This window comes from Streptomyces apocyni (assembly GCF_009739465.1).
Taxonomy (GTDB): domain Bacteria; phylum Actinomycetota; class Actinomycetes; order Streptomycetales; family Streptomycetaceae; genus Streptomyces; species Streptomyces apocyni.
In genome coordinates, this window is the sequence record NZ_WHOM01000058.1 from 41,018 (window position 1) to 56,834 (window position 15,817).

The window sequence follows — 15,817 nt, forward strand, 5'->3', positions numbered from 1 at the left end:
CCCCACGCTCACGCTGTCCGCTGTCCGCTGTCCGGAGCTGCCGCTATCCGGCGCTGTCCACGCCGACCGCAGCGTTCTGCATCGCCTTGAGGATCGTGACCGGGTCTCCGCTCCGCTCGACCGCCTTGCCGATGTTCTTCTTGATGTCCGCGCTCACCTTCGCCCAGGACGTCTTGCCCACCGGGTACAGCTCCGAGTTGGGCAGCTCCTCCAGGAACTCGTGCAGGTTCTTGTGCTTCGAGTCGGCGGCCAGCGTCTCGGACGCGGAGTTGGTGACCGGCAGGATGTCGTAGCGGCGGGAGAAGTCCAGGGCGTTCTTCTCGCTGTAGACGAAGTCGAGGAACGTGCCGATCTCGTCGCGGTGGCCGTTCTCCTTGAAGGCCATCATCCAGTCGGCGACGCCCATGGTGGCCTTGGCCTTGCCGTTGACACCGGGCAGCGGCACCATGCCGTACTCGATGCCCTTCGTCTCGGCCTGCTTCATCAGCGTGGGGTGGCCGTTGAGCATGCCGACCTCGCCGTTGGAGAAGGCGTCGAAGGCCGCCTGCCGGTTGAGCTTCCTGGGGGCCACCGGGCCCGTCAGGTCCTTGCCGACCAGCTCGTTCTTCAGCCACGTGAACGTGTTGATGTTCTGCGTGGAGTCCAGGGTGTACGTACCGACGTGGTCGGTGTAGCCGTCGCCGCCGCTGAGCAGCCACTGCATGGTCTCGGCCTGCGCCTCCTCCGGACCGAGCGGCAGCGCGAACGGCGTCTTCACGCCGGCGGTCTTCAGGGCCTGGGCGGCGGTGGCCAGCTCGTCCCAGGTCTTGGGCGGCTCGACATCCGCGGCCTTGAAGAGCTTCTTGTTGTAGAAGAGCAGCCGGGTCGACGAAGCGAACGGGATGCCGTACTGGACGCGCTTGACCTCGCCCGCCCGGGTGAGCGAGGGGAGGAAGTCGGCCTGCGTGGCGATGGAGAGCACGTCGTCGGCACTGTAGAGGCGGTCCTTGGCGGCGTGGTCGGCGTAGGCGCCGATCTGTGCCAGGTCGGGGGCCTCACCCTTGTCGGCCATCTCGGTGACCTTGGCGTCGACGTCGGTCCAGGGCAGCACCGTGACCTCGACCTTGATCCCGGGGCTCTCGCTCTCGAACTCCTTGACCAGGTCGCCCCAGTAGTTCTTGGAGCTGTTCTCCGCGCTGTCGCCGTAGTCGGCGGCCACGAGTCGGAGGGTCACCTGATCCGAGCCGTTACTGCCGCAGCCGGCCAGTGTGGCCGTCATGCCCAGTGCGGCCGCCGCCGCTATCAGCCCTGTTGTGCGCCGCTGCACAGTGTTCCCAACTCTCGTGTTCGCGTCCGGTCTGTCCCCCCGTGACGTCCTGATTGTATGAACTGGGAGTTTGCCTCTTGTTCACCGGTGAGGTCTACACCACTCACATATCGCTTCAGCAACAGGCCTCGTCGCCCGTCGCCCGCCGCCCGCCAGTGCTGCTATGGCTGCTACGCACGACTGATCCCGCCGCACCGCCCGTTCGAGGAGCCGCAGCGCATGTCCCGTACCGCAGCAGAGATAGCCACCCAGCCCGACTGCTGGCGCCGAGCGGCCAAGGCCGCCGCCGCGTTCGACGGGCTGCCGCGGCCGGGCGAGCGGGTCGCCGTCACCGGGTGCGGCACGTCCTGGTTCATGGCGCTCGCGTACGCCGCGCTGCGTGAGGCCTCGGGGCAGGGCGAGACGGACGCGTTCGCGGCGTCGGAGTTCCCGGTGGGCCGCCCGTACGACCGGGTGGTGGCGATCACCCGCTCCGGTACGACGACGGAGGTGCTGTCCCTGCTCGGCGAACTGCGCGGCACCACCGCGACGGTGGCGCTGACCGCCGACCCGAAGACGCCGGTACGGGACGCGGCGGACGCGGTGGCGGTGCTCGACTTCGCGGACGAGGAGTCGGTCGTGCAGACCCGCTTCGCGACCACCGCGCTGGCCTTCCTGCGGGCCGGGCTCGGGGACGGGGGCGGGAACGGGGGCGGGAACGGGGGCGGCGTACCGGGCGTGAAGCCGCTCGCCCAGGCCGCGGTCGACGCGGAGCTCGCGGTGACGGAGCCACTGCCCGAGGTGGTGCTCGGCGCCGAGCAGTGGACGTTCCTGGGCCGCGGCTGGACGTACGGGCTGGCGCTGGAGGCTGGCCTGAAGATGCGCGAGGCGGCCGGGGCCTGGACCGAGGCGTATCCCGCGATGGAGTACCGGCACGGCCCGATCTCCATCACCGGGCCCGGCCGGGTGGCGTGGATGTTCGGCACGCTGCCGGAGGGGCTGGCCGGTGACGTGGACCGGGTCGGCGGCCATCTGGTCGCCCGCCAGGACGCGGACCCGCTGGCCGACCTGATCCGCGCGCAGCGCCTCGCGGTGGCCCTGGCGGAGGCGAAGGGCTACGACCCGGACCGCCCCCGGAACCTGTCCCGCAGCGTAATTCTCAGCTGAGCGCAGCTGTGCAGGCTAGCCTTGATGACCTCATGACAACCGCAACCATTAATTGAGTAACCACAGCGGCGATCAGCCACGTCCGCGAGAGCGGCGCCGGTTTAGGCGCAGAGGGGAGTCCGTATGCCTGGTCCCTACGTCATCCGTGGCTCGGTCTCCCTGCCGGAGGCCGAGCTCAGCTGGCGTTTCTCCAGGTCGTCCGGGCCGGGCGGGCAGCATGTGAACACCAGCGACTCGCAGGTGGAGCTCCGCTTCGACCTGGGGAGTACGGCGTCGCTGCCGGAGGTCTGGAAGCAGCGCGCCCTGGAGCGGCTCGCGCCCCGGCTGGTCGACGGAGTGATCGCGGTACGCGCCTCGGAGCACCGCTCACAGTGGCGCAACCGCGAGATGGCGGCCACCCGGCTCGCCGCGCTGCTGGCCGAGTCGACCGCGCCACCACCCAAGCCGCGGCGTGCGACGAAGATCCCCCGGGGCATCAACGAGCGGCGGCTGCGCCAGAAGAAGGCCCGCGGCGAGACCAAGCGGGGCCGGTCCGGGCGGGATTGGTGAAGTCGCCGGTGCCGTAACCGCTCACCTAGCTGGTGGTCGGTGAAGCCTGGTCAGCCCAACTGTCGGTAGCGGCCCCGGAAGTACATCAGCGGCCCGCCGTCCGCGTCCGGCGCCGAAGCGCTCGGCACCGAGGCGCTCAGCACGCGCCCGATCACCAGCGTGTGGTCCCCCGCCCGCACACTCTGCTCCGTACGGCACTCCAGGGTCGCCAGCGCGCCGCCCACCAGCAGCGCCCCGGACAGCTCCCCCCGTACGGACGGGATGTCCGCGAAGAGCAACCGGTCGCTGATCCGGCCCTTCATCGCGAAGCGCCCCGCGATCTGCCGCTGGTTCTCGCCGAGCACCGACACCGCCCACAGCGGCTGCTCGGCGAGCAGGTCGTCCATCCGGGAGCCCTCGCGCAGGCTGACCATGACCAGCGGCGGGTCGAGCGAGACCGACATGAAGGCCGTCGCCGTCATCCCCACGTCCTCCCCCGCGGGCCCGCCGTCGGCAAGCTCGGGCTCGCGCGCGGTCACCAGCACCACGCCTGCGGCCAACCGGGACATGGCGGCACGGAAGTCGTCGTTACTCACCCCATCAGGATGCACAGCCGGGTGCTCGGAGGGGTGGGGGACGCGTGGGACGGCGGGAGTCTTCAGCACGGTGTTGACGCTAACCGGGCCGGGCCCGGCGACACATCGGGCCCTGGGCGGAGCCCGGACCTAGGACCACGGTCCGAGCGCGCGGCGCGTCAGGTCACGCACCAAGCCAGGCCAACCCGCGCCCAACCCGCGCATACCGCCTTCACATACCAACGAGTTTGCGTTCAGAAAACGTACAGAGGCACCCTGTGCTCACTCGCCACCCCTTCACCCCTCACTGTGACTTGAGTCACAGGACTCATATTTCGTTGACCCTGTGTACCGGGTGAGCTGCTCGCTGTGATTCAGTGGCTGAGGCCACTGAGGGCCACCAACCGCTAAGGACACTGCGAATCCTGGAGTTGCTGTCGAGGTCTCGGGGAGAGCGAAGCATGGAGACCGAGTCGGAGCCCTACGTCCGTCTTGCGACCCTGCGGCAGCTGCACCAGGTAGTCGCCGACCTGAACACGGCACGAAGCCTGGCAGACACGCTGCAGACCGTCGCTGACGGCATCGTGAACGGCCTCGGCTATGAGCTGGCGTGTGTCAACCTCGTACGCCCCGACGGCGATCTCGTCGTCGCCGCCTTCGCAGGTAACACCGCTGCCGAAGCGCTCATCACCGGCCGGGTGGGCTCCCGCGCCTCCTGGGAACGCCGTCTCGGCATGGGCGAGGCCTGGGGCGACCTCCGCTTCATTCCGCACACCGAGGGCTGGGTGCTCGACGACGACGACGTACCGCAGTGGTACACGGAGGGACCCGAGCCGCGCTTCGCGGACGAGTGGCATCCGTCGGACCGTCTGTTCGCGCCGATGTACGCGGCGAGCTCGGCCGGCGGCGAGCTTCTCGGCGTCATAGCCGTCGACCGGCCGCGTAACGGGCGGCTGCCGGGCGCCTGGGGGCGCGAGGCGCTCCAGATGTACGCGTTCCAGGCCGCCATTGCAATCAGTAACGCTCGCTTGCGGGCAAACATGCAACGCGCGTTGGTCAGACTCGAACGGGAACAGCAGGCGCTGCGGGCGAGCGAGGAATCCTTCCGGCAGGCCTTCGAGTACGCCCCGTCCGGGATGGCCATCGCCGAGATGGGCGGCGACCAGCACGGCCGCATCCTGCGCACCAACGACGCCCTGTGCCGCCTGCTCGGCCGCCCCGCGTCCGCGATGCGCCGCTACTCCTTCTCCGACCTCGTGCACCCCGAGGACATAGGCACCCTGCTGCGTACGTCCGCCGAAGGCGGACGGGCCGAGCTCAGGCTCGGGCGGCGGGACGGCACGTACCTCTGGGTGTCGATGCGCAACTCCGTCGTCGCGGACGCCGCCGACGGGCCGCGCTTCCTGCTCACCCACGTCGAGGACATAGAAGAGCGCAAGCGCCGCGAGTTGCAGCTCGCGCACCGGGCCTCACACGACTCACTCACCGGGCTGCCGAACTCCGCCGAACTCCGCGCCCGGCTCGCCGCCCGCCTCTGCCGCCGCCCGCAGTCCGTGCAGCCCAGCGCGGTGGACACGCTGGACGCGGCGTACGGCGGCGCCCCCACGCCGTACGGCAACAGCGCCGCCTACGAATCCACCTACGACACAGGCGGCCAGCACGGCCACAGCCACAGCTATGACACGGCCAGCCACGCGTTCGGCGGCGAGCCGGTGCCCCTCGGTTACGGCTCCGGCCCGGACCCGTACCACGAGGTGTTCGACCACCACGTACACGCCGTCGCGCCGGAGGGGGACACCGACGACGGCGCCAAAGGGCTGGCCGTACTCTTCTGCGACCTCGACGGCTTCAAGTCGATCAACGACCGCTTCGGGCACCACACGGGCGACGCCGTGCTCATCGAGGTCGCACGCCGACTGACCCAGGTGGTCAGGGACGGCGATACGGTCGCCAGGCTCGGCGGCGACGAGTTCGTGGTCCTGGCCGACGGGCTCGGCCGGGCGGACGCCCAGGACCTGGCCGTACGGCTGAGGAACGCGATCATTCCGCCGATCCGCGTCGATGGCAGAGCGGTGCGGGTCGGGGCCAGCTTCGGCATCGGGTGGGCACACTGCGGCATGACGGCGGAGGAAGTGTTGCAATCCGCCGACCAACGTATGTACATCGAGAAACGATCTCGTGCGAAGCACCACAGGCGAGCGGGATAGCCGCAGGTCAACGGAGTTGTGCCGGGAAGAGCCCCGTGGAGTGTCGGTGGGAGCGGGTAGGCTCGCCTGACACTCGACCTGTATGAGGAGCGAAGGCATGACGCCCGGCGACAACGGCGCGAGCAAGCCCGAGGACGACGACCCGTTCGGCTATCTGTACGCCGACGGGCAGGCCGCTGGCGCCACCCCGCCGGGCGGAGGCGGTGGCTACGGCTACCCGGGTTCGGGGCGCTCCCACCACCAGGTCCGCACCGTCGGCGAGCGGCAGTACGGCCAGCCGCCGCAGGCCCCTCCGGCGCAGGGCGCCCCGGCCTACGGCGCCCCGGCCTACGGCGCCCAGATCCCACCGCAGCAGGCGCTCACGTACGACCAGGCGCACTACGCGGCACCCGAGACGTTCCCCGGCGGGCCTCCCGTCGCGCCTCCGCAGCAGCCCGTCCACCCCGGACCGGGCGGCCAGGGCGGCGGCCGGGGCCCCAACACCAAGATGCTGCTGATCGGCGCGCTCGCGGTGGTCGCGGCCGTGGTCATCGGCATCAGCGTCGCGATGCTCAGCGACAAGTCGGGCGACGAGAACAACCAGGCGAACGAAGGCGACCAGAAGCAGACCGAGGCCCCCGCGGAGAACGTGAAGCCCTCCGACGACCCGTCGAAGGACGACGAGGAGCCCAAGGAGGACGAGGACGTCGAACTGCCCCAGTCCGACGCGAACTCCCTCTCCCTGCTCGGCGGCGCCATCACTGCCTCCGACATCGACGGCGCGAAGGCCACCGGCGGCACCTACGTGACGGGGCTCAACACCCCCGGGGCATCGGCGACCTGGACGGTCAACAAGATCCCGAAGGACGGCAAGTACACGCTGAACGTGAACTACGGCGTGCCGGGCAAGGACGCCAACACCACGCTCACGATCAACGGCAAGGCCCAGGACCGTCCGCTGAACATGAAGAACTTCGCCAAGGCCAAGGACGGCGACTGGGAGAAGGGTTGGACCCACACCTGGTCCAACGTCATGCTCACCAAGGGCACCAACACCATAAAGATCTCCTGCGAGGCCGGTAACTCCTGCGACGTCAACCTCGACCAGGTGGCGCTTGAGGAAGGCTGGCGCAGCTAGCCCCTGGAACTGCTCCCGCTACTGGAACTGCTCCCGCTACGCCGCGTCCGCCTGCTCGGCTACCGAGACCCGGTCCAGCAGCCCCTCGTACGCCCCGCTGTCGAACTCCCCCGCCACCGGCGCCCGTACGGTCGCCGCCGACAGCGCGACCGCGCGGGCCAGTCGGCGGGGCCACGGCTCGCCCTCGACGAGACCGGCCAGCAGTCCCGCGACGACGGAGTCCCCGGCGCCTGTCGGGTTGCCCGCTACCGGCGCGGGCGGGGCGGCGCGCCAGCCGCCCTCCGGGGTGACGGCAAGGAGCCCGTCGGGGCCGAGCGAGGCGACCACGGCATGGGCGCCGCGCCCGCGTGCCTCGCGCGTTGCGCGCAGCGGTTCCTGGGAGCCGGTCAGTTCGGCCAGTTCGGCGACGTTGGGCTTGATGATGTCGGGCCGTGCGGCGATGCCCCGGCGCAGCGGCTCCCCGCTGGTGTCGAGCAGTACGGGTACCCGCGCGGCGCGTGCGGCGCGGATGAGATGGGCGTACGCCCCGACCGGAACACCGGGCGGCAGGCTGCCGCACAGCGCCACGGCCTGGGCGGAGCCGAGCAGTTCCGTATAGCTTCTGCGGAAGGCGGCCCATTCGTCGGGGGTGACCAGTGGTCCTGGTTCGTTGAGCTGGGTCGTGTCACCGGACGCGGCGTCGACCACGGCGATGGTGCGGCGGGTCGCGCCGCCCGATACGGGGAGCAGCGCGTCCGTGACGGGTGCGGGGTGCTGCGCCAGGAGGTGCCGTACGGTCGCCCCGGTGTCGCCGCCCGCGAACCCGGTGACCGTGACGTCGTGCCCGAGCGTGGCCAGCACGCGTGCGACGTTCAGCCCCTTGCCGCCGGGGCGTTCGGTGACCTCGCTGACGCGGTGCGAGGTGTGCGGGGTCAGCCGGGGTATCCGGTAGGTGACGTCGAGGGCGGTGTTCAGTGTGACCGTGAGGATCACGGGTGCCACCCCCGGAAGAACGTGAAGAACATGAACTACGTGAACTACGTGAACTACGTGACGTACGTACGGCTGAGAACGCGTGTGCGGGACCTGATCATGCCAAAGAGAAGGCGGTTGGCCCAGAGTCCGGGCCAACCGCCTACGTACTGCCTGCTCGGCAACGTACGGACACATCACCCCACTTGGGGCTCAACCACCCATTCGCCCTGACGCATGACACCCTTGAGGTCGAACGCCTCGTCCAGCACCACCAGGTCGGCGTCCTTGCCCGCCTCCAGGGAGCCGATCCTGTCGTCCAGCCCGAGCAGCTTCGCCGGGTTGGCCGAGATCGCGCGGACGACGTCGCCGACGGGCAGCCCGTCGATGGTCACGGCGCGCTTGAAGGCACGGTCCAGGGTGAGGGTGGAGCCCGCGATGGAGCCCTCGCCGTCAGCGCTGACGAGCCGCGCCACGCTGTCCTTCACCTCGACCTCAAGCGGGCCGAGCATGTACCGGCCGTCGCCGAACCCTGCGGCGTCCATGGCGTCCGTGATGAAGGCGACGCGCCCGGCGCCCGCGCGGTGGAAGGCGAGTTCCAGGGCGGCCGGGTGCAGGTGGGTGCCGTCGTTGATCAGCTCGACGGTGACCCGCTCGTCCTCCAGGAGAGCGGCGATCGGACCGGGTGCGCGGTGCCCGAGGCCCGGCATCGCGTTGTAGAGGTGGGTGGCGACGGTGGCGCCCGCGTCGATGGCCTCCACGGTCTGCTCGTACGTGGCGTCGGTGTGGCCGACCGCGGCGATCACACCGTGTTCGGCGAGGAGGCGTACGGAGTCGACGCCGCCGGGGAGTTCGGTGGCGAGGGTGACCATCTTGGCGGTGCCGCGCGCGGCGTCGATCAGCTTTCTGACCTCGGCCGGGTCCGGATCGCGCAGCAGTTTCTCGCTGTGCGCGCCCTTGCGGCAGGGTGCGATGAACGGGCCCTCGAAGTGGATTCCGGCGATGTCGCCCTGCTCGGACAGCTCGGACAGGAACCCGGCGCGCTGCGCGAGGAAGTCCATGTCACCGGTGACGGTGGAGGCGACGAGCGTGGTGGTGCCGTGTTCGCGGTGGGTCCGCACGCCGCGCAGGACGTCGTCCACCGTGCCGGAGGTGAAGGACGCGCCGCCGCCGCCGTGGTTGTGGATGTCGACGAAGCCGGGGACGACCCAGTGGCCCGAGAGGTCGACGGTGGGGGTGCCGTCCGGGACGTGGCCCGCGATCCGGCCGCGCTCGTCGACGATCACCCGGCCGTCCGCGACGGTCCCGGTGGGGAGCACCACCCGGGCGCCGGTGAGTACCTTGCGTGCGGCCATCAGGCACGAACCTCCGTGGAAGGAGTGGAAGGAATGGGCGCGGACGCGGACGCGGACAGCAGGTCCCAGGCGAGCAGGCCCGCGCCCAGGCAGCCCGCGGTGTCCCCGAGCGCGGCGGGAACGATGTCGGGCAGCTTCTGGAACGTCACCCGTGCCTCGACGGCCGCCCGCAGGGGTGTGAACAAGGTTTCCCCGGCTTCGGCGAGTCCGCCACCGATGATCAGCGTGCGCGGGTCCAGCAGGGTGAGCGCCGTGACGAGGCCGTCGGCCAGCGCGTCCACGGCCTCCTGCCATACGGCGACGGCGCGGGGGTCGCCCGCCGCGACGGCGGTCGCACAGTCCGCCGCGTCCGCGTCCGGGTCGCCGCTCGCCTCGGCCCACGCGCGCGTGACGGCGGACGCCGAGGCCAGCCGCTCCAGGCAGCCGCGCTGCCCGCATCCGCAGAGCGCACCACCGGGGCGTACGACGATGTGCCCGATCTCGCCCGCGCACCCGTGCGCCCCCGGCTCGATCACCCCGTCGATGCCGATGGCCCCGGCGATCCCGGTACCGAGCGGTACGAACAGGAACCGGTCGGCGCCCCGCCCCGCGCCGATCCGCCCCTCGGCCAGCCCGCCGGTGCGTACGTCGTGGCCGAGCGCCACCGGTACGCCGCCGAGCCTGCGGCTCAGCAGTTCCCGTAGCGGCAGGTCGCGCCAGCCCAGGTTCGCCGCGTACACGGCGATCCCGCGCTCGGCGTCGACGATGCCGGGAACGGCGGCGCCGACGGCCGCCGCGCGCTCCCCGAGGTGCTTCTCGCCGTACGCGGCGAGCTCGTCGGCGAAGTCGAGGATGGACGCGACCACGGCGTCCGGGCCGCGCTCGCGTCCCGTTGCCCGGCGTGCTTCGTGCAGCGCGCTGCCGTCCGCCCCTATCAGGGCGGCTTTCATCCCGGTGCCGCCCACATCGAGGGCGATGACGTGTCTCACCCGGACAGTTTGGCCCGCGTCCCGCGAAAGGTCTAGTCCACTCCGCCGATCGGAAAGATCGCCGCGATGGGGGGAACCTCTGGGTCCCCTGTCCGCGTTAGGACGGATGACGGTAGCTTCGTGTCTGGTGCGAAGCCCGTACTACGTCTAGAGGAAAGGGACTTCCATGGCTGTAAGCCTGTCCAAGGGCGGCAATGTCTCGCTTACCAAGGAGGCACCTGGCCTGACCGCCGTCACGGTGGGCCTTGGCTGGGACGTCCGCACGACCACCGGCACCGACTTCGACCTCGACGCGTCGGCGATCGCGGTCAACGCCTCGGGCAAGGTCGTCTCCGACGGTCACTTCGTCTTCTTCAACAACAAGTCGACGCCGGACCAGACCATCGTCCACACCGGTGACAACGTGACGGGTGAGGGCGAGGGCGACGACGAGCAGATCAAGGTCAACCTCGCGGGCCTGACCGCCGACGTCGACAAGATCGTCTTCCCGGTCTCCATCTACGACGCGGAGAACCGCGGCCAGAACTTCGGCCAGGTGCGCAACGCGTTCATCCGCGTCATCAACCAGGCCGGTGACACCGAGATCGCCCGCTACGACCTCAGCGAGGACGCCGCGACCGAGACCGCCATGGTCTTCGGCGAGCTGTACCGCAACGGCGAGGAGTGGAAGTTCCGCGCGGTAGGCCAGGGCTACGCCTCGGGCCTGTCCGGCATCGCCCAGGACTTCGGCGTCGGCGCCTGAGCCGGTCCGTCCACGCACTAGTACAGGGCCCCGGCCGCCAGCCGGGGCCCTGCGCCGTCCGCCCAGCCCCGTAACTCCGCTCCGCTAGGGCTGCTAGGGCTGCTAGGGCTGCTAGGGCTGCTTCGGCTTGCCCTCGCCACGCAGCCAGGCGTCCCAGACCGCGTCCAGGTCGCCGCCCTCGTCGCCGCCTTTGTCGCCGCCTTTGTCGCCCGCCTGCTTTTCGACGTACGCGATGAAATCGTCGGTGTCCGCGTTGGCGTGCCGATAGGTGCTCGGCCAGCCACGGAGGATGCGGAAGAAAGCGTCGTCCCCGACGACCTGGCGGACCTTGTGCAGCACCATCGCCCCACGTACGTACACCGGGGTGTCGAAGACGCGGTCCGGCCCCGGGGGCTTGGCGGGCGGGAAGGCCCAGACCCCGCCGCTCCCCTCGCCGCCCGCGTACACGGCGTCAAAGGTCTCCTGCGCGCTGTCGCCACCGCGGTCCTCCGCCCAGAGCCACTCGGCGTACGTGGCGAAGCCCTCGTTGAGCCACATGTCCTGCCAGGTCTTGGGCGAGACCGAGTTGCCGAACCACTGGTGGGCGAACTCGTGAACCATCAGCTCGGTGTCGGGGACGCCGGGAAAGACGGGCTTGGTCTGGGTCTCCAGGGCGTACCCGGCGTCGTCCTCACCGACAACGATCGCACCGACGGACGAGAACGGATACGGCCCGAACCGCCGCTCCTGCCAGGCGATGATGTCCGGGATCTGGGCGAGGGCGCCCGCGCTGTCCTCCGTACCCTCCGTGCCCTCCGTGCCCTCCGTGCCCTCCGCCGCCTCGCTGACCGAGACAGCGGTGTAGATCGGGAGCCCGCTCTTCGTCTTCCAGGTCTTCGTCTCATACGGGCCGATCGCGACCGTCGCCAGATAGCTGGCCATAGGTTCGGCGCTGTGCCAGCGGAAGGTCGTGCGGCGGCCGCCGCCACCGCTCTTCGTCTCCCTGGTGCCCTTCAACTCGCCGTTGGAGACGGCCTTCAGGCCCTTCGGGACGGTGACCTCGATGTCGTACGCGGCCTTGTCGCTCGGATGGTGGTTGCCGGGGAACCAGGCCATCGAACCGGTCGGTTCGCCGAGCGCGACCGCACCGCCGTCGGCGGTCCGCAGCCAGCCCTCCTCGGAGCCGTCCGGGTCGGTGATCGTCTGAGGGGTGCCCGAGTAGCGGACGGTGGTACGGAAGGTCTCGCCCTTGTCGAGGTCATCGGGCGGGCGGACGACCAACTCCCGGCCCACGGTGTTGAAGCGGGCGCCCTTGCCGCCCACCGTGACCTTGTCGGGCTTCAGCCCCGCCAGGTCCAGGTGAAAGGCGCTGAGCTCCTGCGTGGCGCGGGCGGTGATGACGGCCTCGCCCTTCAGCCGCCCGGAGTCGGGCTCGTAATCCAGGGTCAGCCCATAGTGCGAGACGTCATACCCGCCGTTCCCCAACTTCGGAAAGTACGGATCACCCACCCCCGCCGCCCCCGGCGTACCGCGCACGCCGCCGCAGGCGGTGAGGACCAGCGCCGTGGCGACGACGACGGCGACGGGAGCGGAGGCGGGGACGGAGGTGGGGAGAGCGCCGCGACGTCGGATCCCCCGGTGATCATATGGGGCATTTCGCGGGGCGGTGCCCGTGCCCGTGCCCGTGCCCTATGCGCTGAAGAGCTCCTCCAAGGACGCCTTGGCGCGCTCCCCGCCCCGTACGGCTTCGACGACGGCCTGGTGGAAGCTGCGGCTGGCCTCTTCGGAATGGCAGGGGACCGGGCTGCCGACCATCGTGTACCAGTCCTCGGTGCCGGAGTGCTGCACGGCCACATGGGCCAGGTTCTCCGACCAGGTGGTGTGGATGGTCAGGTCGCCGTTGATCACACCGATCTCCTCGGTGCGAACCGTTCCGGGGAGAGCGTGGATTCCGACGGTGGTCCAGGACGCCCAGGTCATGATGTTCACCTTCGGAGGCAAGGGTCGGCCCTGGCCGGCGGCCGGGCGTGGTCCCTCAAGTCTGGCATCGGCGGTGCGCAGGCGCATCGCGTCGAGGTTCCGCAGCCCGTTCGACGCGGCGTATGCGCAGGTCACGACGGCCGTCAGCTGCCCAGCGCCGCGACCCCGGCCTGGGCGAACTTCTCGTCCAGGTCGCCGGAGGGGGCGCCCGCGACGCCGATGCCCGCGATGGGCGCGCCGTCGGCGGTAACCGGGGCGCCGCCGCCGAGGAAGAGGGTGCCGGGGATGTCCTTCAGGTTGGGGGCCTGGTCCAGGCGCTTGACCAGGTCGGAGGTGGGGGCGTTCCAGGAGACGGCGGTGTAGGCCTTCTTCTGGGCCGACTCGTAGGACTGCGGGCCCGCGCCATCGCCGCGCAGGGTGACGAGGGTGTTGCCGTTGCGGTCGACCACGGCGACGGTGATGCGCTGGTTCTCCTTCTCGGCGGCGTCGAGGGTCGCCTGGGCGGCGCGGGTGGCGGCGTCGATCGTCAGGTGGGTGGACCGGGTGAGGTTCTTGTTCTTGGTCTTGGCGTCCGGCTTCGCGGCGGCGGCCGCGGCCGGGGGCTGCTGGTCCGTGGTGGTGGCGGCGTTCGCGGAGAGGGCGCCGAAGGTTCCGGCGGCGAGGGTGGCGGCGATGGCGGTGCCGGTGAGGAGGCGGGCGCGGCGGGACAGGTGCTTCTTGTTGTGCTTCATGTTCGGGCTCCTGGAGTGGGAGTGGGTGGGGTGTGTGCCGGGAGGGGCGAGGTGTTCGCCGCTCTGGGTTCCATGCTCGGGGCGGTTCTGGGCCTTCACGGTCGGCGTACCGGCTGGGGTCGGGGCGCGGCTCGGTCGACCCGGGGGTCGGCCGATCGGTTGATGCGGGGCTGGCCGGGGCGGGTGACGATGAGGCTGAAGCTGAGAGTGCGGCGGCGAGGAGCGACCGGGTGGAGCGTGGAGCGGTGGGGGAAGCGGCGGGGCGGGGGCGGGCCCATGACCCTGACGCGCGGTGGCTCGCGCCGGTCATGCATGTGGCGTTCTTTCTGCTGCTCGCCGCCTCGCTGGTGCGGTTTCTGATCCGGCACCCCGGCGAGCCCCGCACCCCGTGGATCATCGGCCTGAGTGCCGTACTCGCCGCGCTGTATCTGCTCGGGCCCGCGCTGGGCCCCGCGCTCGGCTCCCGGCCGACCCCGCGGCAGCTGGCCTGGCTTGGCGCGGTGGTCGGGGTGTGGCTGGTGCTGGTGGTGCTCGCGCCCAGCTTCGCGTGGTGCGCGGTGCCGCTCTTCTACACCGGGCTACGCACCCTGCCACCGCGCGCCGCGCTCGGCCTGGTCGCCGTGCTCACCGTGTTCGTCGTCGGCGCGCAGCTCAGCCTGGCGGGCGGCTTCGACCCGAACCTGGTGCTCGCGCCGCCCGCCGTCGCGGCGATCGCGGTGGCTGTCTTCCTGCATATGGAGCGGCAGGCCACCCGCCAGCGCACCCTCATCGACGACCTGATCCACACCCGCCGCGAACTGGCCGCCACCGAGCGCCGCGAGGGCACGCTCGCCGAACGGCAGCGGCTCGCCATGGAGATCCACGACACCCTGGCGCAGGGCCTGTCCAGCCAGCAGATGCTGCTCCAGGCGGCCGACCGGGTCTGGGACGCGGACTCCGACGCGGCCCGCCACCATGTCCGTACGGCCGAGTCCATCGCCGAACACAACCTCGCCGAGGCCCGGCGCTTCGTGCACGACCTTGCCCCGGCCGAGCTCGCCGAGAGCGGCGGGCTCACCGAGGCACTGCGCACCCTCGCTGCCCGCGAGACGGCGAAGGCGGCGCCGGGCGCTGGCGCTGGCGCCGACACGGACGCGGACGGCGAGGGCGACGCGGGCGAGAGCGACGTGCTCACCGTGCGGTTTCACCTGGAGGGCACGCCCGTGCCGCTTCCCGACCGGGTGGCCTCGGCGCTCCTGCGTATCGCCCAGGGCGCGCTGGCCAACGTACGCGAACACGCCGCCGCCACCACCGCGGCCCTCACCCTCACGCACCTGGACGACGGCCGGGTCGTGCTGGACATCGCCGACAACGGCCGCGGCTTCGACCCGAGCCGTACGAGCCGTACGAACGGTACGAGCCGTCCGAGCGAGGGCGCCGATGGCGTACGCGGGCACGGGCTGCCCGCGATGCGCGCCCGGGCCCGCGCCCTGGGCGGCACGCTCAGCATCGAGTCGGCGCCCGGCGAGGGCACCGTGGTGACCGCGACCGTCCCACTCCCGCAAGCGCACCCCACGGAAGGCAGCCCCCCATGACCCCGGCTCCGGCCCCGGCCTACGTCCCCGCCCCGCCACCTCACGTCCGCATCCTGGTCTGCGACGACCACACTGTGGTACGAGCCGGGCTGCTCGCCCTGCTGGGCAGCGCACCGGACATCGAGGTCGTCGGCGAGGCCGGAACGGGTGAGGAGGCGGTCGCGCTGGCCGCCAAGCTGACGCCGGACGTCGCCCTGATGGACCTCCAGCTGGGCCCCGGCATCGACGGCGTCGAGGCCACCCGCCGTATCTCCGCCACCGGGGTGCGCGTCCTGGTCCTGACCACGTACGACACCGACGCCGACATCACCCGTGCCATCGAGGCGGGCGCCACCGGCTACCTCCTCAAGGCCGAACGCCCGGAGGAACTCTTCGCCGCGATCCACGCCGCCGCCCAGGGCCGCACCACGCTCTCCCCTCCCGTCGCCAGCCGCGTGATGGCCCAGATGCGCAGCCCCCGCCCCACCCTGACCGACCGCGAGCGGGACATCCTCGGCCAGCTCGCCCACGGCCTGGGCAACCGTGAGATCGCCCGCGCGCTGTTCATCAGCGAGGCCACGGTGAAGACCCACCTGGGCCGCATCTACGACAAGCTCGGCGTCGACACACGAGCGGGTGCCGTCGCGGTGGCCAAGGAACAGCGTCTCCTGCCGTGACC

At 71.1% G+C, this 15,817-nt stretch carries 15 protein-coding genes; 7 read left to right on the forward strand and 8 right to left on the reverse strand.

Going from position 1 to position 15,817, the window contains the following annotated elements; all coding sequences use genetic code 11:
- Positions 1-43: 43 nt before the first annotated feature.
- Positions 44-1,306, reverse strand: a complete 1,263-nt coding sequence (locus GCN81_RS16345) for an ABC transporter substrate-binding protein (RefSeq protein ID WP_156725361.1) — start codon at positions 1,304-1,306, stop codon at positions 44-46.
- Between the two features lie 219 nt (positions 1,307-1,525).
- Between GCN81_RS16345 and GCN81_RS16350 the strand changes: the two genes are divergently transcribed.
- Both GCN81_RS16350 and arfB read left to right on the forward strand, forming a co-directional pair.
- Positions 1,526-2,452 carry an SIS domain-containing protein gene (locus tag GCN81_RS16350; protein WP_156725362.1) on the forward strand — a complete coding sequence of 309 codons (927 nt, stop codon included), beginning with the start codon at positions 1,526-1,528 and terminating at the stop codon, positions 2,450-2,452.
- A gap of 123 nt (positions 2,453-2,575) precedes the next feature.
- On the forward strand, positions 2,576-3,001 hold the full coding sequence (gene arfB / locus GCN81_RS16355; protein WP_156725363.1) for an alternative ribosome rescue aminoacyl-tRNA hydrolase ArfB: 426 nt from the start codon (positions 2,576-2,578) through the stop codon (positions 2,999-3,001).
- A 50-nt stretch (positions 3,002-3,051) separates the two neighbouring features.
- On the opposite strand, the gene GCN81_RS16360 is transcribed toward arfB, so the two are convergent.
- Positions 3,052-3,576 carry a flavin reductase family protein gene (locus GCN81_RS16360; protein WP_156725364.1) on the reverse strand — a complete coding sequence of 175 codons (525 nt, stop codon included), beginning with the start codon at positions 3,574-3,576 and terminating at the stop codon, positions 3,052-3,054.
- Between the two features lie 440 nt (positions 3,577-4,016).
- Between GCN81_RS16360 and cdgB the strand changes: the two genes are divergently transcribed.
- Both cdgB and GCN81_RS16370 read left to right on the forward strand, forming a co-directional pair.
- Positions 4,017-5,762, forward strand: a complete 1,746-nt coding sequence (gene cdgB / locus GCN81_RS16365) for a diguanylate cyclase CdgB (protein ID WP_156725365.1) — start codon at positions 4,017-4,019, stop codon at positions 5,760-5,762.
- 97 nt (positions 5,763-5,859) lie between these two features.
- Positions 5,860-6,879, forward strand: coding sequence for a carbohydrate-binding protein (locus tag GCN81_RS16370; RefSeq protein WP_156725366.1), 1,020 nt, complete (start codon positions 5,860-5,862; stop codon positions 6,877-6,879).
- Between the two features lie 36 nt (positions 6,880-6,915).
- Here GCN81_RS16370 and GCN81_RS16375 read toward each other — a convergent pair whose 3' ends face one another.
- The 3 genes from GCN81_RS16375 to GCN81_RS16385 all read right to left on the reverse strand — a co-directional run bounded on the left by GCN81_RS16375 (position 6,916) and on the right by GCN81_RS16385 (position 10,153).
- Positions 6,916-7,851: a 1-phosphofructokinase family hexose kinase gene (locus tag GCN81_RS16375; RefSeq protein WP_156725367.1), complete on the reverse strand. Its 936-nt coding sequence runs from the start codon at positions 7,849-7,851 to the stop codon at positions 6,916-6,918.
- Between the two features lie 176 nt (positions 7,852-8,027).
- Positions 8,028-9,185: an N-acetylglucosamine-6-phosphate deacetylase gene (nagA, locus tag GCN81_RS16380; protein WP_156725368.1), complete on the reverse strand. Its 1,158-nt coding sequence runs from the start codon at positions 9,183-9,185 to the stop codon at positions 8,028-8,030.
- The gene (locus GCN81_RS16385; protein WP_156725369.1) at positions 9,185-10,153 is read right to left on the reverse strand and encodes an ROK family protein; all 969 of its coding nucleotides are present in this window, start codon (positions 10,151-10,153) and stop codon (positions 9,185-9,187) included. The genes nagA and GCN81_RS16385 overlap by 1 nt, the downstream gene beginning before the upstream one ends.
- A gap of 166 nt (positions 10,154-10,319) precedes the next feature.
- On the opposite strand from GCN81_RS16385, the gene GCN81_RS16390 reads away from it, so the two are divergent.
- Positions 10,320-10,895, forward strand: coding sequence for a TerD family protein (locus GCN81_RS16390; RefSeq protein WP_156725370.1), 576 nt, complete (start codon positions 10,320-10,322; stop codon positions 10,893-10,895).
- 111 nt (positions 10,896-11,006) lie between these two features.
- Here GCN81_RS16390 and GCN81_RS16395 read toward each other — a convergent pair whose 3' ends face one another.
- From GCN81_RS16395 to GCN81_RS16405, 3 genes are all read right to left on the reverse strand, one after another.
- A complete protein-coding gene (locus GCN81_RS16395) occupies positions 11,007-12,506 on the reverse strand; it encodes a M1 family metallopeptidase (RefSeq protein ID WP_156725371.1) in 1,500 nt (499 codons plus the stop codon).
- 57 nt (positions 12,507-12,563) lie between these two features.
- Entirely contained in the window at positions 12,564-12,854 is a 291-nt protein-coding gene (locus tag GCN81_RS16400) for a hypothetical protein (RefSeq protein ID WP_156725372.1), read from the reverse strand.
- A gap of 143 nt (positions 12,855-12,997) precedes the next feature.
- A complete protein-coding gene (locus GCN81_RS16405) occupies positions 12,998-13,585 on the reverse strand; it encodes a GlcG/HbpS family heme-binding protein (protein ID WP_156725373.1) in 588 nt (195 codons plus the stop codon).
- Positions 13,586-13,815: 230 nt separating this feature from the next.
- Here GCN81_RS16405 and GCN81_RS16410 point away from each other — a divergent pair, with 230 nt between their 5' ends.
- Both GCN81_RS16410 and GCN81_RS16415 read left to right on the forward strand, forming a co-directional pair.
- Positions 13,816-15,159 carry a sensor histidine kinase gene (locus GCN81_RS16410; RefSeq protein WP_231626767.1) on the forward strand — a complete coding sequence of 448 codons (1,344 nt, stop codon included), beginning with the start codon at positions 13,816-13,818 and terminating at the stop codon, positions 15,157-15,159.
- Complete coding sequence (locus GCN81_RS16415) at positions 15,156-15,815, forward strand: response regulator (protein ID WP_156725374.1); 660 nt, start codon at positions 15,156-15,158, stop codon at positions 15,813-15,815. Before GCN81_RS16410 ends, GCN81_RS16415 begins: the two co-directional genes overlap by 4 nt.
- Positions 15,816-15,817 lie beyond the last annotated feature (2 nt).